Source organism: Streptomyces sp. NBC_01077 (genome assembly GCF_045162855.1).
In the GTDB taxonomy this organism is placed as follows: domain Bacteria; phylum Actinomycetota; class Actinomycetes; order Streptomycetales; family Streptomycetaceae; genus Streptomyces.
Genome location: NZ_CP108669.1, coordinates 7,484,609 through 7,502,453, shown reverse-complemented (window position 1 = coordinate 7,502,453; position 17,845 = coordinate 7,484,609). Strand labels below are relative to the sequence as shown.

The window sequence follows — 17,845 nt, the reverse complement described above, 5'->3', positions numbered from 1 at the left end:
GCCGTCGGCGCGGCCGCCACCTCGCCACGCATCTCGCTCTCGTCCCCAAGGAGTTCGGACCCTCATGTCGCTCACCCTCACGTCCACCAGACGCCGTACCGCCGCCGCGATCCTCACCGCGGCCCTCCTCGTCCCGCTCGCCGCCTGCGGCAACGACGACACCAAGGACGACACCAAGAAGGACACCGGCGGGTCCACGGCCTCCGGCTCCGCGAGCGGCGCGCCCGCCGCCCAGCTCACCGTGCTCGCGGCCGCGTCCCTCACCGACGTCTTCAAGACGGCCGGGGCCGCGTACGAGAAGTCCCACCCCGGCACGAAGATCACCTTCTCCTTCGCCGGCTCCCAGGAGCTCGTCGCCCAGGTCGCCCAGGGCTCGCCCGCCGACGCCCTGATCACCGCCGACACCAAGAGCATGGACAAGGTCAAGGCCGACACCGGCACCCCGGTGATCATCGCCAGGAACCGGCTCGTCATCGCCACCGGCGAGGGCAACCCGTTCAAGGTCGACGACCTGAAGGACCTCGCGGACACCAAGCTCAAGGTCGTCCTCGCCGCCCCCGAGGTCCCGGCCGGCAAGTACAGCAAGCAGATCCTCGACGCCCAGAAGATCACGGTCAAGGCGGTCTCCCAGGAGCCCAACGTCCGCGCCGTCCTCAGCAAGGTCGAGCTCGGCGAGGCCGACGCCGGACTCGTCTACAAGACCGACGCCGAGAGCGCCAAGGACAAGGTCGACGCCGTCGAGATCCCCGACGCGCAGAACGCCGTCGCCAAGTACCCGGCCGCCACGATCAAGGACTCCAAGAACGCCGAGGCCGCGGCCGCGTTCGTCGCCTGGCTTTCCTCGCCCGAGGCGCAGAAGATCCTCCAGGACGCCGGCTTCCAGAAGCCGTAGCCGACCGGGCTCACCAGATCGTGAGGGCTGTCCGTCCCGGGGAAACGGACAGCCCTCATTCCTCATGTCTTCGAGGTTGCAGATGAAGCGAGCAGGCCTACGCGCGTCCGGCACCCGGCCGCCCCTCGCCCTGGCGCTGCCCGCGCTGCTGGCCGTGGCGTTCCTGACGCTGCCTCTGATCGGCATCCTGGTACGGACGGAGTGGGGCGAACTCGTCGGCCACCTCCGCTCACCGGGCACGGTCGAGGCGCTGAAGCTCTCCCTGGTCGTCTCCTTCTGGGCGCTCGGACTCTCCCTGCTCCTCGGCGTGCCGCTCGCCTGGCTGCTCGCCCGCGTGTCCTTCCCCGGCAAGGCGATCGTCCGTTCCCTGGTCCTGCTGCCGATGGTGCTGCCGCCCACCGTCGGTGGTGTGGCGCTGCTTCTCGCCTTCGGCCGGCGGGGGCTGCTCGGCCCGTGGTTCGAAGGCACCTTCGGCATCACCTTCCCGTTCCACACCTCCGGGGCGGTCATCGCCGCCACGTTCGTCGCCATGCCGTTCCTCGTCATCAGCCTGGAGGGTGCGCTCGGCGGGCTGCGGCCGCGGTACGAGGAGACGGCGGCCTCCCTCGGCGCCTCGCCGGTACGGGTCTTCTTCACCGTCACCCTGCCCATGGTCGCGCCCGGCCTGATCGCGGGAGCGGCCCTCACCTGGGCGCGGGCGCTCGGCGAGTTCGGCGCCACCATCACCTTCGCCGGCAACCTCCCCGGCACCACCCAGACCCTCCCCCTCCAGGTCTACCTCCTGCTCCAGGACGAACCCGAGGCCGCCACCTCCGTCTCGCTGCTGCTGCTCGCCATCGCGATGGGCGTGCTGATCGCCCTGCGCGGCCGGTGGACGGGAACCCCTTCGGACCGCCGTACGCGTCCCGCCCCGGAGGTGGGACCCGAGGATCCCGCGCAGGTCCGGCAGACTCCCCCCGCGCCCGCCGCCGAGACGGGGAACGCCCCTGAGAAGGGGAACGCCGCCGGGAAGAGGAACGTCGCCGGGGAGGGGAACCAGGGCGGGGACGCGCGGTGGGCGCTGCACGCCGAGGTCACCGGCTTCACCGAGCTGACCCTCGACGCCGAGCCGGGCACGACCATCGCCGTCGTCGGCCCCAACGGCGCCGGCAAGACCACCCTCCTCCGCGCCCTCCTCGGCCTCACCCCCCGGGCCCACGCCACCCTGACGCTGGGCGACACCGACGTCACCGCCCTGCCCCCGCACCGGCGCCATGTCGCCTGGGTCCCGCAGGACGGCGCCCTCTTCCCCCACATGAGCGCCCTCGCCAACACCGCGTACGGCCTCCGGGCGCAAGGCGTCCGCCGGGCGGAGGCCCGCCGCGAAGCGCAGCAGTGGCTCGACCGGCTCGGCGTCGGTCACCTGGCGCACCGCCGGCCCGCCCAGCTCTCCGGCGGCCAGGCCCAACGCGTCGCCCTCGCCCGCGCGCTGGCCGCCCGGCCCCGGCTGCTCGTCCTCGACGAACCGCTCGCCGCCCTCGACCAGACCACCCGCGCCCATGTACGCCACACCCTGCGCACCCACCTCACCGGCTTCGGCGGCGTCTGCCTGATCGTCACCCACGACCCGGTCGAAGCGGTCTCCCTCGCCGACCGCGTCCTCGTCCTCGACGAGGGCCGGGCCCTCCAGGACGCGCCGCCCGTCGAGGTCACCCGTCATCCGCGCTCCCCCTGGGTCGCCCGCATGCTCGGCCGCAACGCCTGGCCGGGCACGGCGAGCCCGGAGGGCCTCGCGCTCGACGGCGGCGGCACCCTGGTCGCGGCCGAACCGGCGCCGGCCGGCACCCCGGCGCTCGCGATCGTCGCGCCCGAGGCGGTGTCCGTCCACCGCGAGCGGCCCGGCGGCAGCCCCCGTAACGTCTGGCCCGGCACCGTACGTGAGATCACCACGAGCGGCAGCCGGCTGCGGGTCCTGATCACCTCCGACCGGGCCCCCGACCTCGTCGCCGAGATCACGCCGCAGGCGGCCGCCGAACTCGGCATCACCGACGGGGTGTCCGTCTGGACCAGCGTCAAGGCGACCGAGGCGACGATCGTGCCGCTCTGACGAGCCCGGGCGACGCACGCCATGAACCTGTCCACCGGCCGCCGCGAAACGTGTCCGCGTCCGGCCGTCCGACTGTCCGGCTGTCCCGGCTGTCCGGCTGTCCGGCTGCACATGTGAGTCGCAGACGCACGAGGGCCGCGCACCTGCGCGGTGCGCGGCCCTCGACGATGACGCCCATGATCAGGCGGAGGCGCGGGCGCCGGGGTCAGGCGGAGGCGAGGGAGATCTCGGTCGACTTGATCAGCGCGACGACGGAGGCGCCGGCGTTCAGGCCGAGGTCCTCGACGGCGTCCTTGGTGATCGCGGCGGTCAGTTCGCCGCCCTCGACGGTGACCTTCACCGAGCCCATGGCGCCGCCGGTCGCCACTTCGGTGACGGTGCCCGCGAGCTGGTTGCGGATGGAGATGCCGTCGACGGGGCCGGTCGCGAGAGCGACCTCGGTGGACTTCACGAGGGCCTTGACCGCGGATCCCTCGGCCAGGCCCAGGTCCTTGACGGCGTCGGTCGTGATCGCGGCAGTGATGTCCTGGCCGCCCGCCAGGCGCACCTTCACCGACGCCATGGCCTCACCGGCGGTGACGGACGTGACGGTGCCGGGCAGCTGGTTCCGAATGGACAGGGTCATGGAAACACGCCTCGCAAAGCCGGAAACGGAACAGTCATCACTTCTGTGACCTGCGTCATGACCGACCGTACCGGAGCGAAAATTGCATCCCGCAACCCGCGTCGCATTCACCAGTCGAATGGGCGCAATCTCCTCGCGTATCCGATGGAATCCCAGGGAGGACGAAAGTTGCCTGTTCTACGGGGTGATCAACCGTCCTGACCTGGTACTGAGGATCTTTCACCCAGTTCCCCACGCACTCTCGAATTCCCTCTTGGATGATTCACCGTACCCACACCGGCCGCCGGGGACTGTTTCTGTGTCCGAAACCAGTCGTCCCGCCAGGGTGACGCTTGATTCACTGAATCTCACCGGCCCGTGCGGTGAAGTGGCTCTCGCCGCACAGGACAACCGGCCAGGAGGGTCCTGCGCGCCGTTCGCGGTGTTCGGCGCGCAGGGAACCCTGCGATGCGCACATCCGGCGGTCCCGCCCCTGACGCCGCGATGACGCTGTTCAGCGTGCACGTCACACGGCGCATCTCGCGGAGGTCGGCCGCCGGCGGTGCATGCCGGGGTGGAACCTCAGGACGGCCGGGTCGCGCTCGTGTCGTCGTAGGTCGCCCTCGTCCCACCCACGAACCGCAGCAGTCGGGCCGCCTCCTCCTCCAGGGCCGCCCGGTCGGAGGCGCGGAGCGGGCGGAACGGGGTGAGTCGTAGCGTCCCTGCGTCGAGGGTCCATGTTCCGTGCACCCGGCCGTCCACCAGGAAGCTGGGCCGTACCTGCGCCTGGCCGGGCATCACGTGGGCGCGGTGCTCGTCGCTGATGATGCGGGTCCGGTCGGCGTGGCCGAGCAGGACGTTGTCGAACGCGGGCAGCAGTCGTACCGGAGCGGGGGTCTCGTCGTCGGGCAGCTCCGCGTCGGCGAGATCGAACAGTTCTCTGCCGTCGGGGCTGCGGTAGCCGCGTAGTTCGGCGTGCATCTCCGCGATGACCTCGCCCAGGCGGGTCAGGCCGCACCAGGCTTGGACGTCCTTCACCCCGGCCGGGCCGAAGGCGGCCAGATAGCGGCGGATCAACTCCTTCGCCGCGTCGCGGGCTCCGCCCGCCGTCGCCGCGGTCTCCATCGGCTGTCCCAGCCACACCTCGGCGGGCGTGACGGAGACCGCCGACCGGTTGCCCCAGCGGCCCCAGGCGCCGGTGGCGGCGCCGTGGACGAGAGGAGTGCGCAGCTCGACCTCCCCGGCCAGGATCCGTCCGTCGTGACCCGGGTGGCGTTCGGCCAGCCTCCGGGCCAGCTCCTTGCGGGACAGCGTCCCGCCCCCGAACAGGTCGAGTCCCTCGGTGACCAGGGACGCCACGTCCAGGCCTGTGCCGTGCCGGGTGACGTGGTTCCGGGTGAAGTGGCGCGAGCCGGCGGTGCGGTCGAGTACGGGCTGCACCAGCGGCCGGAAACGGCGGAAGTCGTCGGCCACGACGAGGTGCTGGGTGCTGCGGAGCAGGCCGGAGCGAACCACCTGCCTGGCCTCGAGAAGTGTGACGAGCTCGGTCTGGGTGAAGCCGTGGATCCTGCTCCACAGTCCGACGTACGGCCAGTTGGGCTCCTGCGCCTGGAGTGCGACGAGCCGCCCGATCACCTCAAAGGGAGGGCGATCGGTGCGCGCGAGCAGGAACTGCCGGTCCAGCAGCGCCCGGTTCAGGACCCGGAGGGAGAGTGTGGTCACGACGGACGCACCGAGACGTCGCCCTGGTAGGCACCTTCGAACAGCGAGAGGAACGCGCCCGGTACGTCCTCGATCCCGCCCTCGACGACCGTCTGCGGGTAGACGAAGCGGCCCTCGCCCAGCCACGTACGGAAGTGCTTCTGCCAGGCCTCGGTCTGATCGGGTGCGTGGTGGCAGGAGAACGGCAGCAGCTCGACGCCCCTGGCCCCGGCCGCCGCGCGGTCGGGCTTGGGGAGGCGGTCCGCCGCATCACCGAGCCGGCTCTGCAGCGAGCCGACCCCGCCCGCCGCACCGGAGACGAACACCACGTCGCCCTCGCCGACGCGCGCCACGTCGGCCATCCCGTAGTGGGCGGTCGGCCCCTGCCCGAGGTGATGGCCCGGGTCGGTCTCGGCGACGGTGAAGTGGTCGAGCGTCGGGACGCCGGTGATCTGCGTGGCCGGCCGGATCTCACGGCTGATCATTTCTTGGTCCTCACATCGGTCCGGTAGCGCCGTCGAAACGACTCTAAGGACAGTTCCGGTCACTTTCCGGCCGGAACTCCGGGCAGTGTTCCCGCATGGCCAACACCAGCTCTCGGACTCTCCGACTGCTCTCCCTCCTGCAGACCCACCGCCACTGGCCCGGTACGGAGCTGTGCGGACGGCTCGGCGTGTCCGAGCGGACCCTGCGCCGCGACATCGACCGGCTGCGCGAGCTCGGCTACCCGGTCAGCGCGGCCCGCGGTACGGACGGCGGCTACCAGCTCGCCCCCGGTGCCGTCCTGCCGCCGCTCCTCCTTGACGACGAGGAGGCGGTCGCCCTCGCGGTCGGCATCGGCGACGCGGCACAGAGCGGGATCGCGGGGATCGAGGACGCGTCCCTGCGGGCGCTCACCAAGGTGGTGCGGGTCCTGCCGCCCCGGCTGCGGGCCAGGGTGGACGCCCTGCGCGCGATGACCCTCTCCGCCTCCGCGTCCGGGCCGGCCGTCGCGGCAGGGGTGCTCACCGCGGTCGCCCAGGCGTGCCGGGACGAGGAACGGCTGCGGTTCGGCTACACGGCCCGGGGCTCCGGGGCCACTGACCGCGAGGTCGAGCCGCACCGCGTCGTCGCCCTCGGCGGGCGCTGGTACCTGGTCGCCTACGACCTGGACCGGCACGACTGGCGCGGTTTCCGTCTCGACCGGCTGACCGGGCCGACGGCGACCGGCGCCCGCTTCCGGCCGCGCCCGCTCCCGGCGGACGACGCCGTGGCCTTCGTCCGGGAGGCGAGCGGGGCCCCGGCTCCGTACACGGTCGAGGCCCTTGTCCACGCGCCCGCCGCGCGGGTACGGCAGGCGGTCGGCCAGTGGGGCTCGGTCGAGCCGCTCGACCGGGACAGCTGCCGGCTCACCATGACCTCGACGTCCCTCGACTGGCCGACGCAGGCACTGGGCACCGTGGGAGCCGAGTTCGAGGTCCTGGGGCCGCCGGAGTTCGCCGCGTACGTCCAGGAGTGGGGTGCTCGCTTCGTCCGGGCCACCCGCGCACCCGAATGACGTTCCTCGTTCCCCGAGTTCCGTGTCCCCCGAGTTCCGCGGCAGGCCTCACCGTGCGCGTGGCACCGTGGCCCTGCGGTGCCTGAGGTTGACGGCCGCGGCCTTGGCCAGTGCCCGGGGGCTCAGGAAGCCCAGCGGACCGATCAGCCGGGATGCGAACAGGTGCATGTGCCGGGCCAGCGATGCGTCGCGCGCTGCCGCCGAGAACATCAGCCGCTCGATGGGGTTGAACGGACGGGCCTTGGCGAAGTCGGCGGCCAGGTACTGGTGCCCGAGCAGCCGTCGCCGGTGTCTGCGGGCGTACGCCACGAGGGAGCTGTCGAGGTCCCCCCGACCGGTTGCGGCCGAGGCGGCCGCCTCCGTCAACCAGTGCGCGGACTGCAGGGCCCATCCGCAGCCCACTCCCCACACGGGGTCGCCGGTCAGGGCGGCGTCGCCGATGAGCGCGACGCCCGGTGCGGTCGGCTTGCGGCTGTACAGCGGGTAGTCGACCGTGCCGATGAACTTCGAGACGCGCTCGGCGGAGTCGATGGGCGGTGCCTCGGGCAGGGCGCGGACGAAGTCCAGGAAGCTGCCCTCCAGGTCGTCCCGGAAGGCCGGCAGCCGCTTCTTGTCCGGGACCACCGCGAGGACGGTCACCCCGTCGTCGTTCGGAAACGCGTACGCCATGTCGGGTTCGAGGAACCAGGCCTGACCGATCCCGCCGCGCAGCGGAAGGTCGCGGAAGTGCGCGAGATAGGCGAACCGCGTGTTCTCGTACTCCCGGGCGGGCACCCCGGCGAACTTCGCCACGGCCGAGTCCTTGCCGTCCGCGCCGACCACCAGCCGGGCCCGGATCTCACGCTCGCCCTGCGGTGTCGACGCGCGCACCCCCACGGTCCGCCCGGCTTCCCGGACCAGCCCGGTCACCCGATGACCGAGGAGCAGATCGACGCCGGGGGTCTCCGCCGCGTGGGATCTGATCATCGGATCGATGATGCTGCGCCGAATGTTGTACGCGTGCGGCAGGCCGGGGCCATCCGGCGCGGCCCGCGGTTCGATCCATCCCCAACGGGTGTACCAGCGGGCGTCGTTGTGCACGGCTCCCGCCTTCTCCAGGGCGGGTATGAGGCCGAGTTCCTCAAGGACCGGGTAGGCGTTGGCCGAGATGGAGTGGGTGCACAGCACCTTGTACGCCTCGGGGTCCGAGCGGCGTTCCAGCAGTGCGACGCGGACTCCGCGGCGGGCGAGCAGGATCGCCGCGGCGCTGCCGGCGAGGCCGGCTCCGCTGATGACGACGTCGTAGTCGTGTACCGCGCTCTCAGGCTGGGTCATGCGCCGATCGCCCCCTTCGGGATGTGGTGCCGTTCATGGAGTCGTGCATGGTGCATGGTGCTTGTGCGCCGCCACTCCTGTCAGGCACATGGCGGAACGCAAGGAGCCGTGGAGGGGTGACAGGTGACCCGGCCACCGCGGCCGGCAGTCCGAATCATCCATAAATGGCTGGCGTGGCATCCGGACGCGACGCATGATTCGCAGGGTCCACGCCCGCTGCGTGCCCGCTCACCCCTTCGGGAGAAGTCGTCATGACCGTTGCCCCGTCCGAGCCGCCCGAGCCGTCCGGGTCCCGGCCCGAAGCCCGCACAGCGGCCGGACGGCTCCGTGGCAGCCGTGAGGCCGGGGTGGCGGTCTTCCGGGGCATCCCGTTCGCCGAGCCCCCGGTCGGGGCACTGCGCTTCGCCGCGCCGCAGCCGGTACGGGGCTGGGGCGAGGTACGGAAGGCCGTCTCGTACGGTCCGCCACCGCCGCAGTCCGGCCAGTTCGGCATGGACGCGCTGGCGCAGGACGCGCCGGGTGACGACTGGCTGACGGTCAACGTCTGGTCGCCCGAACCGACCCCGGGCGCCGGGCTGCCGGTGATGGTCTGGATCCAGGGCGGCGCCTACGTGTTCGGCATGTCCGGCCTCCCCGAGTACGACGGCGGCCGGCTCGCGCGCGACGGCGACGTCGTCGTGGTGACGTTCAACTACCGCGTCGGGATCGAGGGCTTCGGGCAGATCGAGGGCGCTCCGCCCAACCGTGGGCTGCTCGACCAGGTCGCCGCTCTGGAATGGGTGCGCGACAACGTCCGGGCCTTCGGCGGCGACCCCGAGCGGGTCACGGTCTTCGGTCAGTCGGCGGGCGGCGGATCGATCGCCGCCCTGCTCGCGATGGACCGGGCGGCCGGGCTCTTCCGCCGGGCCATCGCACAGAGCGTGCAGGGCACGTTCTTCTCACCGGACCTCGCCTCGGACATCACCGCGGCCTGCGCCGCCGAACTGGGGCTGCGGGCCACGGTGACCGATCTGTCCGGCGTTTCCCCGCACCAGCTGCCGGCCGCGGCCGACGCGGTCAGCGCCACGATGGACCAGTGGGCGGAACGCTGGGGGCGGCCCGCGCACAAGACGATCCCCTTCTCGCCGGTCGTCGACGGCGACATCCTCCCCACCACACCGTGGCAGGCCCTGTCCGACGGCGCCGGCCGTGACGTCGAGCTCCTCGTCGGCCACACCCGCGACGAGCACCGCCTTTTCACCGCGATCACCGGCCTGCTCGGGGAGGTGAGCGAGGAACAGGCGGCAGCCGCCCTCCGCTTCCTCGCCCCGAGCCCGGACGGCGCGCGCCGGTATCGCGACGTGTTCCCGTCGGCGGGCCCGGACCGGCTGTACGAACTGGTCCACTCCGACTGGCTGTTCCGCATGCCGTCGCTCCACCTGGCCCAGGCGCAGACCGCCGCCGGCGGCCGTACCCACGTCTACGAGCTGGCCTGGACCGCCCCGGGCATGGGCGGCGCCCTCGGCGCCTGCCACGGCCTCGACGTACCCCTCGTCTTCGGCAACCTGGACCGGGGCCGGCCCGCCATGCTGATCGGCGAAACCCCCTCCCCGGAGGCAGAGGCCCTGTCCGCCCGCATGCGCGCCGCGTGGACGTCGTTCGCCGCCCACGGCGACCCCGGCTGGCCCGCGTACGACCCCGAGCGACGACGTGTCCAGATCTTCGACACCCGCCCCGTCGTCACGGCCTACCCGGAAGAGGCCTCCCGTCTGATCTGGCAGGACCACGCGTTCCCCGTACTGCCGCTGATCGACCGGTAGCAGTACGGGCAGGGACCTGACCACCGGCCGACGTACGGTCAGGCGGCATCGAGGAGCGAGTCGAAGGCGGCGGGCAGCCGCCTCCAGCCGTCCCGCCCGGCCGCGTACTCCTCGTCCGTGAGGAGGCAGGACTCGAGGAGCTGCTCCAGTCCGTCCCGGTCCAGGCCCGGCGACGTGAAGACCAGGTGCTGGCAGCAGTCGCCGTGCTCGGGATGCCAGTCCAGGGCCGCGGCGGCCCGGCGCATGGGCGGCATCGATTCCCAGGCGGCGTCGGGCAGGGAAGCGAGCCAGGGGCCGGCGTTCTCCACACACAGTGCGCCGCCCGCGGCGTCCCAGGCGAGCAGCGTGTCGGGCCGGTCGGCGAGCCAGAACCGGCCGCGGCTGCGCGCGGCGGCGCAACACAGATCCTCGAGCGCCCTGTAGAGGCGCTCGGGGTGGAAGGGACGCCGTCGGTGCCAGACGAGCGTCGTGACACCGGCGTCGTCCGCGTCCTGGGGCAGCAGCGCGCACGCGGGGTGCTGCGCCGCAGCGGCCGCCTCGACGTCGAAGCCGGGGAAGCCGGGGAAGCCGGGGATGCCGGGGATGCCGGTGGCACCGTCGAAGCCGGCGAGGGCCGCTGCGGCCAGATCGGCCGAGTCGGCCGCCACGCGGAGGGCGGTGGGGTGCAACTGCGCGAGCAGCGCGCGGTCCCCGTCGTCGGCCTCCTCGTTCTCGACGAGGGCGAGGACGGGTGCGTACTCCAGCTGACGGGCCCAGGTGTCCCCGATCGTGCGCCGATCCGTGGGGGCCGCCGCCAGGCCGGCTTCGGCGAGGTCGTCGCCGTTGGCGAGGTAGGGCATCACGAGAGCCGGGTCCACCGCGGTGATCACGTTCGTGAGGACCAGGTCGTCCCCGCCGTGTGCCGCCACGACCTCGGCCATCGCCTTGGGTTCGACGGAGTCCCACAGTTCGACCACGGCGAGCCGGGTCGGGCCGGTTCCCGCCAGCCGCCGCAGTTCGGGTACGAGGTCCTCGCGCAGCGCGCAGCACGCGCCGTCGTCGACGAGCGGCACCTCACCCTCGGACCACAGCCCTGTGACATCGCGGATCAGGCGACGCACCGTGCCGTCCGCCGCACCCGTCAGGTCGTGGTGGAGCGCGACGCTGCCGGGAACGGTCCGCAGAAGCCGCTCGACGACCTCTTCGCGGGCGTCGGAGTGGATCCCGGCGACGATGACGACGGGCAGCCGGGGGTCCTGCGCCATCAGCGGGCCCCGTATCGGCGCTCGAAGCGTTCGACGCGTCCGGCGGTGTCCATCACGCGGGCGGTACCCGTGTAGAAGGGGTGGCTCACGGAGGAGATCTCGACGTCGACGACCGGGTACGTCTGCCCGTCCTCCCACTCGATCGTCTTCTCGCTGGTGAGGGTGGAGCGCGTGAGGAACGCGGAGCCGGAGGCGGTGTCGCGGAAGACGACGGGGCCGTAGGCGGGGTGGATGCCGGGCTTCATGACAGGGGCGTCCTTCGGGGTTGATCGGGGGTGGGGTCTCTTTGCCAGCGCTCTTTGACAGTGCTCTTTGTCAGCGCTCTTCGTCAGCGCTCTTCGCGGAAGTCGACGTGGCGGCGGGCCACGGGGTCGTACTTGCGCAGCACCAACCGGTCGGGGTTGTTACGCCGGTTCTTGCGGGTGACGTACGTGAAGCCGGTCCCCGCGGTGGAGCGCAGCTTGATGATCGGGCGGAGTTCGTTGCGTGCCATGAGGCTAGTATATGGGAACGGTTTTCATTTCCAATAACTACTGGCCACGAGAGAGGCAGGTAACACCCATGTCCGCCCACTGCCAGCTGACCGGCGCCAAGCCCGGCTTCGGCAACCAGATCTCCCACTCCCACCGACGCACCTCGCGTCGCTTCGACCCGAACATCCAGCACAAGCGCTACCGGCTCCCCAGCGAGGGCCGCACCGTCCGCCTGACCCTGAGCGCCAGGGCGATCAAGACGGTGGACGCGATCGGCATCGAGGCGGCCGTGGCCCGGATCCGGGCGCGAGGCGGGAAGGTCTGATGGCGAAGAAGAGCAAGATCGCGCGGAACGAGAAGCGCAAGGAGGTCGTCGGGCGCCACGCCGCCCGGCGGGCCGAACTGAAGGAGATCATCCGCCGCCCCTCGTCGACCGCGGAGGAGCGGCGGACCGCCCAGGCGGAGCTGACCCGCCAGCCGCGCGACGCAAGCGCGACGCGGGTCCGTCACCGCGACAGCGTCGACGGCCGCCCTCGCGGCTACCTGCGCAGGTTCGGACTCTCCCGGGTCCGCGCCCGCCGGCTGGCCCACGCAGGCTTCCTTCCCGGCGTGACGAAGTCCTCCTGGTGATCCCCACCGACTGACGCCCGCACCTCGACCGGACGCCCCACCGCGAGACCGGTGGGGCGTTCGACCACCCGCCGAGCGGGCCGGGACGGTGGTCGGCGAACACCTGGCGGAATCGATAATCGGTTGCCCGCCGGCGACCTCGGTGGATGCAATGACCGGCATCGTCCGACTCGCCTCATGGGAGACGCCACCGCATGACCACGCCGCCCTTGCCGCCCTCGCCCTCGTCACCGGCACCTGGAGCGGAGCGGACCGACGGCTCGTCCATCCGGATCGGCGCTCTCGCCCCGCTGACTCGGCCCGGCTGGGTCGAAGCAGGCCGACACCTGCTCGCCGGGTTCGAGCTGGCCGTTCGCGAGGTCAACGGCGCCGGCGGGATCGCCGGAAGACCGCTTGAGCTGGTCGTCCGAGACACCGCGGCTGATCCGCAGCGGGCCGCGGCGGCCGTGGACGAACTGGCTCGCCTGGGCGTGGCCGCCCTGGCCGGGGAGTATCACAGCGTCGTCGCCCGCGCCGCTGCCGCCAGGGCCGACACGCTCGGCCTGCCGTTCCTCTGCTCGTCGGCCGTTCTCGACGCGCTCACCGAAGAGCCGACGGACTGGGTGGCGCGCCTCGCCCCGGCGCAGTCCCACGGCTGGCAGATCTACGCGGACTTCCTTCGCGGCGCGGGCCACAGCCGCATCGCCGTCGCAGCGGACCCGAGTGTCTACTGGGCATCCGGGGCCCGCATTCTGCGGGACCACCTCGCCCCGCGCGGCGGCACCGTCATCGAGCTCGACATGCGCGCGCTCACCCCCGCGGCCGTGTGCGAGGCACTCGTCGACCATCGCGCGACGGCCCTCCTCCTTCTGGTCGGCCACCCGGAGCCGGCCGTCCCGATCGTCAAGGCCGTCCGCCGCGACCGGCGCCTCGGCGCGGTCATGATCGGTGCCCCGGCCGGGCAGCCGGAGTTCGCCGAGTGGGCGACGCTGCTGGGCGACGACGGCACCGCGATCCCGTTCCTGCGCTATCTGCCCGAGCGCCTCACGCCACTCGGCGCACGAGTCGCGACGGCCCTGCGCGAGCGGCTGGACGAAGCGCCGTCCTTCGTCGCCTTCGAGGGCTACGACACGGTCACCGTCCTCGCCGACGTGCTGCGTTCCCACGGCGCGGACCGGGCGCGCACCGCGGCGTCCTGGCCGAGCGTCACCGTCGAAGGCACCCGCGGGCAGATCCGGTTCTCCCGCACGCCAGGCATCGGTGTGTGGCAATGGGCCTGGGCGCCCGTCCAGGTCGTCGACCGGGATCCGGCGGACCGCGATCGCTTCCGGATCCTCCACAGCGGATGAGCGGCGTCGTCCCCGGCGGCCGGCCCCGGGGAGAGTCCGCTACCAGTACCGCTCCAGGGCGCCTTCCTTGTACGGGGCGGGGCTCACGCTGAGTTCGCCGGCGAAGGGGCGGTCCAGGACGAAGACCAGGAGCAGGCTGAAGCCGATCAGGGAGGCGACGGAGGCGACGAAGAGGATCTGGATGCGGAGTCTGCGCATGCCGTACAGGAAGGTGAGCGGGATCAGGACGGCGGCGCCGCCGAAGGCCAGGACCTGGAGGAGCGGGGGCAGTTCCTGTTCGGCCATGGTCAGGCGGGCCCGGCGCTGCGAGGCCACTTCGTTGAGGTTGCTGACGGCCTCCTCGTAGAAGACCTGTTCGCGCGGGGTCTTGGGGTCGTACGCCTGGAGTACGTCGTAGACGGTCTGGAGCTTCTGCGCTGTGGCCCCGTAGCTCGGCTGTCCCGCACGCATCCGGGGCCATTGGACCTCCACGACGGAGTGGACGTACCCGCTGAGCGCGGTGTCGACGCGGGCGCGGACCGGGGGCGGGAAGGCGGCGGCGTCGCGGGCGATGAGCGCGACGTCGGTGGCCTCGGAGGCCACGATGGTCTGCGTGCTCTCCAACTGCGTCCAGAGGGTCACGATGACGAAGGCGAGGATGATCCCGTAGATCGCACCGAACATGCCCAGGGTCACCCCGACCATGTCGTTGTGTTCGCCGTCGGCCAGCGACGGGTGCCTGCGGCGCAACAGCACGCTGCCGATCACCGCCACGAGGACGGTCCCGCCGACCGTGACCGCGGCCAGGGTGAAGGTGCTGAAGTGATTGAGCAGCCAGAGCGACATGTGCGGGAACTCTAGGGGCTCACGCAGGCGCGGCCCGGCGCCCGAATCAGCGCTCGTGCCCGGTACAACCGCCGGAGCGCACGCGTACGCGCCCCTGGGCCCCCACCCGAGGTTCACACCATCGAGTGAGCACGCCGACACTGTCGTCCCGAGGTCGCCTCAGTCACCGGCGCTCTGCCGGCCCGCTTCCTCGTCGACCGCGTACGGGTGGACGTAACTGCCGTCGCCGAACGGAGTGAACCACGTGCCGATGGTCAGGGGTGTGATGCCCGTGCCGGCCAGGGCGGGGTCCTCGTCGATGCCGTCGTTCGACTCGTCGTAGAGCCACTCGAAGTCCATGTCCTCGTACACCCCGTCCGCGAAGCGGTCCAGGGAGTCCGCGACGTCGTCGCTCAGGAGCCCGTACAGGTCGAGAGTGGCGTGCGTCTGCTGCAGGAGGATCTTCAGGACGAGCTCCTCCGCGAGGCAGCCGAGCTGCTGGAAGCTCCCGTCGGTGAACCGGGTGGTCAAGGCGATGGCTGTCACGAGGAAGCGGCGCGCGAAGAGTTCGTCGTACGCCAGGACGTAGCGCGGCGGGAGCTCGGCGAGGTGCCACAGGTCGCCCTGGCAGTCGGCGACGTTGGTCTCCTCGTCGGCGAGGGTCTGGACGTCGTCGTACAGCTCGTCGATGAGGACCTCAGCGGCGTACACCAGGGCCCCGGCGGCCAGTTCGGCGGCCTCGGAGGCGACCGGGGCCGTCTCCTCGCCCTCCTCCGCTTCCTCGGGGTCGACGCCTCCGAAGGAACGGGGGCCGAAGGAGCTCAGGCGCGGGGCCAGGGCACGGATCTGGTCCTCCAGGTCCACCCGGTGCTCGTCGTCCCCGTCCTCCTCCGTTCCCTCGACGGCGGCCGGACCCGCCGTGTGGTGGGCGAGGCGGGCCCTGAGGTCGCTGGGCGGCACGTCCGGCCCGTCGGCGGCCTCCAGGCTCTCGCGGGTCAGATCGATGTGGAGCTTGACCTCGCTGCTCTCGACCACCCAGTCGGCCAGGAGCTCGGAGCGTTCCAGGACCTCCGCGGCGACGGAGCCGACGGCGTCCTCAGCGGTCTCCAAGGAGGGGGCGTGGACGAACACCTTGAGGATCGACCCGCCCGGGTGGACGGCGACGATCGTCTCGAGGACGTCGACCTCGACGCCGTCGGGGCCTTCGATCCCCTCCACGGCGTCGAAGCCGCGCTCCAGGAGTGCGGACGCGCCGACCTGTTGCAGCGCGTCCAACTCGCCGGCACCGTCGGGCAGGCGTGTTTCCACAGTTACGACGTAGCTCACATCGGCAAGCGTGCCAGGCTCGCACCCCTCCCCGGGCGGAATCCCCGGAGAACAAGGGCCTGTTGGGGAGTTCTCTCCGCTGGAGCCGCCCCGGGCGGGCGCCTCTGATCAGGCGCCGCCGAAGCGGGCGCGGCAGGACTCCATGTCCTCTTCGGTGATCTTGGCGAAAAGGACCGGCGGAACCGTGAAGGGGGTGCCGGCCGGGACGGCGTCCAGGGTCCTGGCCCGGTCGGCGCCGACCCAGGTCGCGGTGTCGTCGGCGAGGGCGAAGGCGCCGCGCATCGCGGCGGCCGTGGCCGGGACGAATGGCTCGGAGACGATCGCGTACAGGTGGATGAGGTTCATCGCCGTGCGGAGGGTGAGGGCGGCGCCCTCCGGGTCGGTCCTGATCTCCAGCCAGGGGGCCTTCTCCTCCAGATAGGAGTTGCCCGCCGACCACAGGGCGCGCAGAGCGGCGGCGGACCTGCGGAACTGGAGGGCGTCCAGCTGCTCCTCGTACGCGGCGAGCAGGCGCGCGATCTCGTCGCCGAGCCTCGCCTCGGCCTCGCCGGCCGCGTGGCCGGCCGGGACCTCGTCACCGAAACGCTTCCGGGAGAAGGAGAGGACGCGGTTGACGAAGTTGCCGAGGGTGTCGGCGAGGTCCTTGTTCACCGTGGCGGTGAAGTGCTCCCAGGTGAACGAGGAGTCGTCGGACTCGGGGGCGTTGGCGATGAGGAAGTAGCGCCAGTAGTCGGCGGGCAGCAGGGACAGGGCGGTGTCGGTGAAGACTCCGCGCTTCTGCGAGGTGGAGAACTTCCCGCCGTAGTACGTCAGCCAGTTGAAGCCCTTGACGAGATCGACCTTCTTCCACGGCTCGCGCACGCCGAGCTCGGTGGCGGGGAACATCACCGTGTGGAAGGGGACGTTGTCCTTGGCCATGAACTGGGTGTAGCGAACGGTGTCGTCGGCCTCGTACCACCACGACTTCCAGTCGCGGGTCTCGCCCTCGGGTGCGGCGTCGGCCCACTCCTCGGTGGCGGCGATGTACTCGATGGGGGCGTCGAACCAGACGTAGAAGACCTTGCCCTCGGCGGCGAGATCCGGCCAGGTGTCGGCCGGCACCGGCACGCCCCACTCCAGGTCGCGGGTGATCGCGCGGTCGTGGAGACCCTCGGTGAGCCACTTGCGGGCGATCGAGGTCGAGAGAGCGGGCCAGTCGCCGCCGACGGCGTCGATCCACGCCTCGACCTCGTGCTGGAGCCTGGACTGGAGCAGGAAGAGGTGCGTGGTCTCACGGACCTCCAGGTCCGTGGCGCCGCTGATCGCCGAACGCGGCTCGATCAGGTCGGTGGGGTCGAGGACGCGGGTGCAGTTCTCGCACTGGTCGCCGCGGGCCTTGTCGTAACCGCAGTGGGGACAGGTCCCTTCGACGTAGCGGTCGGGCAGGAAGCGTCCGTCGACGGGCGAGTACACCTGGCGAACGACCCGCTCCTCGATGAACCCGTTCTCGTACAGCCTCCGCGCGAAGTGCTGGGTGATCTCGACGTTCTGCCGCGAGGAGCTGCGGCCGAAGTGGTCGAAGGCCAGCTCGAAGCCGTCGTACACGGCCTTCTGCGCGTCGTGCGCCCGCGCGCAGAACTCGGCGACCGTCAGCCCGGCCTCCTTGGCGGCCAGCTCGGCGGGGGTGCCGTGCTCGTCGGTGGCGCAGATGTACAGGACGTCGTGGCCGCGCTGCCGCAGGTACCGGGAGTACACGTCCGCCGGGAGCATCGACCCGACCATGTTGCCCAGGTGCTTGATCCCGTTGATGTAGGGAAGCGCGCTGGTCACCAGGTGTCGAGTCATTCTCGAATGCTCCTTCTCTTTCGTAGGGGGATGGGGCCGGCCGGATTTGAACCGGCGTCCTCCCACATGCGGTGAAGGCGCGACAACCACTGCGCTACGAGCCCCATCCGCCGGCGATCCTACGAGCCGCCCCCACTCCGCCGCTGCCGAATTTCGGCGGGTGGGGACGAGGGCGCCGGGCTCAGGGCCGGCTCGGTGACCCGGGTGGCGCCGAACGAGTGGACTCGCCGGGGGGCGGGGTGGGCGGGGGGCCTTTCGTGCGGGGTGCCGGTGGTGATGTGGC

General features: G+C 71.8%; 17 protein-coding genes and 1 tRNA gene. 7 read left to right on the top strand and 11 right to left on the bottom strand.

Annotated features, from left to right (window positions below; genetic code table 11):
• The first annotated feature begins 64 nt into the window (after nucleotides 1-64).
• Both modA and OG462_RS33930 read left to right on the top strand, forming a co-directional pair.
• Nucleotides 65-892 carry a molybdate ABC transporter substrate-binding protein gene (modA, locus tag OG462_RS33935; protein ID WP_406063611.1) on the top strand — a complete coding sequence of 276 codons (828 nt, stop codon included), beginning with the start codon at nucleotides 65-67 and terminating at the stop codon, nucleotides 890-892.
• An 82-nt stretch (nucleotides 893-974) separates the two neighbouring features.
• Nucleotides 975-2,978, top strand: coding sequence for an ABC transporter permease (locus tag OG462_RS33930; RefSeq protein WP_406063608.1), 2,004 nt, complete (start codon nucleotides 975-977; stop codon nucleotides 2,976-2,978).
• A 205-nt stretch (nucleotides 2,979-3,183) separates the two neighbouring features.
• On the opposite strand, the gene OG462_RS33925 is transcribed toward OG462_RS33930, so the two are convergent.
• The 3 genes from OG462_RS33925 to OG462_RS33915 form a co-directional block, all read right to left on the bottom strand.
• Nucleotides 3,184-3,603, bottom strand: a complete 420-nt coding sequence (locus OG462_RS33925) for a molybdopterin-binding protein (RefSeq protein ID WP_406063606.1) — start codon at nucleotides 3,601-3,603, stop codon at nucleotides 3,184-3,186.
• Between the two features lie 561 nt (nucleotides 3,604-4,164).
• On the bottom strand, nucleotides 4,165-5,304 hold the full coding sequence (locus OG462_RS33920; protein ID WP_406063605.1) for a winged helix DNA-binding domain-containing protein: 1,140 nt from the start codon (nucleotides 5,302-5,304) through the stop codon (nucleotides 4,165-4,167).
• Complete coding sequence (locus OG462_RS33915) at nucleotides 5,301-5,768, bottom strand: hypothetical protein (RefSeq protein ID WP_406063603.1); 468 nt, start codon at nucleotides 5,766-5,768, stop codon at nucleotides 5,301-5,303. The genes OG462_RS33920 and OG462_RS33915 overlap by 4 nt, the downstream gene beginning before the upstream one ends.
• A 95-nt stretch (nucleotides 5,769-5,863) precedes the next feature.
• Between OG462_RS33915 and OG462_RS33910 the strand changes: the two genes are divergently transcribed.
• Nucleotides 5,864-6,820, top strand: a complete 957-nt coding sequence (locus OG462_RS33910; protein WP_406063601.1) for a helix-turn-helix transcriptional regulator — start codon at nucleotides 5,864-5,866, stop codon at nucleotides 6,818-6,820.
• Nucleotides 6,821-6,868: 48 nt separating this feature from the next.
• On the opposite strand, the gene OG462_RS33905 is transcribed toward OG462_RS33910, so the two are convergent.
• Nucleotides 6,869-8,134 carry an NAD(P)/FAD-dependent oxidoreductase gene (locus OG462_RS33905; RefSeq protein WP_406063599.1) on the bottom strand — a complete coding sequence of 422 codons (1,266 nt, stop codon included), beginning with the start codon at nucleotides 8,132-8,134 and terminating at the stop codon, nucleotides 6,869-6,871.
• 251 nt (nucleotides 8,135-8,385) lie between these two features.
• Between OG462_RS33905 and OG462_RS33900 the strand changes: the two genes are divergently transcribed.
• The gene (locus OG462_RS33900; RefSeq protein WP_406063597.1) at nucleotides 8,386-9,933 is read left to right on the top strand and encodes a carboxylesterase/lipase family protein; all 1,548 of its coding nucleotides are present in this window, start codon (nucleotides 8,386-8,388) and stop codon (nucleotides 9,931-9,933) included.
• A 38-nt stretch (nucleotides 9,934-9,971) separates the two neighbouring features.
• Here the strand turns inward: OG462_RS33900 and OG462_RS33895 are convergent, their stop codons facing one another.
• The 3 genes from OG462_RS33895 to rpmG form a co-directional block, all read right to left on the bottom strand.
• On the bottom strand, nucleotides 9,972-11,177 hold the full coding sequence (locus OG462_RS33895) for a GTP-binding protein (RefSeq protein WP_406063595.1): 1,206 nt from the start codon (nucleotides 11,175-11,177) through the stop codon (nucleotides 9,972-9,974).
• Complete coding sequence (locus OG462_RS33890) at nucleotides 11,177-11,422, bottom strand: type B 50S ribosomal protein L31 (RefSeq protein WP_229315468.1); 246 nt, start codon at nucleotides 11,420-11,422, stop codon at nucleotides 11,177-11,179. Before OG462_RS33890 ends, OG462_RS33895 begins: the two co-directional genes overlap by 1 nt.
• A gap of 83 nt (nucleotides 11,423-11,505) precedes the next feature.
• Nucleotides 11,506-11,670 carry a 50S ribosomal protein L33 gene (gene rpmG / locus OG462_RS33885; RefSeq protein WP_406063592.1) on the bottom strand — a complete coding sequence of 55 codons (165 nt, stop codon included), beginning with the start codon at nucleotides 11,668-11,670 and terminating at the stop codon, nucleotides 11,506-11,508.
• Between the two features lie 68 nt (nucleotides 11,671-11,738).
• Between rpmG and rpmB the strand changes: the two genes are divergently transcribed.
• From rpmB to OG462_RS33870, 3 genes are all read left to right on the top strand, one after another.
• Nucleotides 11,739-11,975, top strand: a complete 237-nt coding sequence (gene rpmB / locus OG462_RS33880; protein ID WP_406063590.1) for a 50S ribosomal protein L28 — start codon at nucleotides 11,739-11,741, stop codon at nucleotides 11,973-11,975.
• On the top strand, nucleotides 11,975-12,280 hold the full coding sequence (gene rpsN, locus OG462_RS33875; protein WP_406063589.1) for a 30S ribosomal protein S14: 306 nt from the start codon (nucleotides 11,975-11,977) through the stop codon (nucleotides 12,278-12,280). Before rpmB ends, rpsN begins: the two co-directional genes overlap by 1 nt.
• 194 nt (nucleotides 12,281-12,474) lie before the next feature.
• Nucleotides 12,475-13,608 (top strand): ABC transporter substrate-binding protein, encoded by a 1,134-nt coding sequence (locus OG462_RS33870; protein WP_406063587.1) that lies wholly within the window; start codon nucleotides 12,475-12,477, stop codon nucleotides 13,606-13,608.
• Nucleotides 13,609-13,647: 39 nt separating this feature from the next.
• Here the strand turns inward: OG462_RS33870 and OG462_RS33865 are convergent, their stop codons facing one another.
• The 4 genes from OG462_RS33865 to OG462_RS33850 all read right to left on the bottom strand — a co-directional run bounded on the left by OG462_RS33865 (nucleotide 13,648) and on the right by OG462_RS33850 (nucleotide 17,667).
• A complete protein-coding gene (locus OG462_RS33865) occupies nucleotides 13,648-14,433 on the bottom strand; it encodes a DUF4239 domain-containing protein (protein ID WP_406063585.1) in 786 nt (261 codons plus the stop codon).
• Nucleotides 14,434-14,592: 159 nt separating this feature from the next.
• Nucleotides 14,593-15,738, bottom strand: a complete 1,146-nt coding sequence (locus OG462_RS33860) for a hypothetical protein (protein WP_406063583.1) — start codon at nucleotides 15,736-15,738, stop codon at nucleotides 14,593-14,595.
• A gap of 108 nt (nucleotides 15,739-15,846) precedes the next feature.
• Nucleotides 15,847-17,628 (bottom strand): methionine--tRNA ligase, encoded by a 1,782-nt coding sequence (gene metG, locus OG462_RS33855; RefSeq protein ID WP_406063581.1) that lies wholly within the window; start codon nucleotides 17,626-17,628, stop codon nucleotides 15,847-15,849.
• Nucleotides 17,594-17,667: transfer RNA gene (locus OG462_RS33850), tRNA-Ala, on the bottom strand. The genes metG and OG462_RS33850 overlap by 35 nt, the downstream gene beginning before the upstream one ends.
• Nucleotides 17,668-17,845: the final 178 nt, after the last annotated feature.

What these genes read in the sequence shown, in the direction of transcription:
- modA (WP_406063611.1), top strand. Translation starts at nt 65, where the DNA reads ATGTCGCTCACCCTCACGTCCACCAGACGCCGTACCGCCGCCGCGATC.
- OG462_RS33930 (WP_406063608.1), top strand. Translation starts at nt 975, where the DNA reads ATGAAGCGAGCAGGCCTACGCGCGTCCGGCACCCGGCCGCCCCTCGCC.
- OG462_RS33925 (WP_406063606.1), bottom strand. Translation starts at nt 3,603, where the DNA reads ATGACCCTGTCCATTCGGAACCAGCTGCCCGGCACCGTCACGTCCGTC.
- OG462_RS33915 (WP_406063603.1), bottom strand. Translation starts at nt 5,768, where the DNA reads ATGATCAGCCGTGAGATCCGGCCGGCCACGCAGATCACCGGCGTCCCG.
- OG462_RS33910 (WP_406063601.1), top strand. Translation starts at nt 5,864, where the DNA reads ATGGCCAACACCAGCTCTCGGACTCTCCGACTGCTCTCCCTCCTGCAG.
- OG462_RS33905 (WP_406063599.1), bottom strand. Translation starts at nt 8,134, where the DNA reads ATGACCCAGCCTGAGAGCGCGGTACACGACTACGACGTCGTCATCAGC.
- OG462_RS33900 (WP_406063597.1), top strand. Translation starts at nt 8,386, where the DNA reads ATGACCGTTGCCCCGTCCGAGCCGCCCGAGCCGTCCGGGTCCCGGCCC.
- OG462_RS33895 (WP_406063595.1), bottom strand. Translation starts at nt 11,177, where the DNA reads ATGGCGCAGGACCCCCGGCTGCCCGTCGTCATCGTCGCCGGGATCCAC.
- OG462_RS33890 (WP_229315468.1), bottom strand. Translation starts at nt 11,422, where the DNA reads ATGAAGCCCGGCATCCACCCCGCCTACGGCCCCGTCGTCTTCCGCGAC.
- rpmG (WP_406063592.1), bottom strand. Translation starts at nt 11,670, where the DNA reads ATGGCACGCAACGAACTCCGCCCGATCATCAAGCTGCGCTCCACCGCG.
- rpmB (WP_406063590.1), top strand. Translation starts at nt 11,739, where the DNA reads ATGTCCGCCCACTGCCAGCTGACCGGCGCCAAGCCCGGCTTCGGCAAC.
- rpsN (WP_406063589.1), top strand. Translation starts at nt 11,975, where the DNA reads ATGGCGAAGAAGAGCAAGATCGCGCGGAACGAGAAGCGCAAGGAGGTC.
- OG462_RS33870 (WP_406063587.1), top strand. Translation starts at nt 12,475, where the DNA reads ATGACCACGCCGCCCTTGCCGCCCTCGCCCTCGTCACCGGCACCTGGA.
- OG462_RS33865 (WP_406063585.1), bottom strand. Translation starts at nt 14,433, where the DNA reads ATGTCGCTCTGGCTGCTCAATCACTTCAGCACCTTCACCCTGGCCGCG.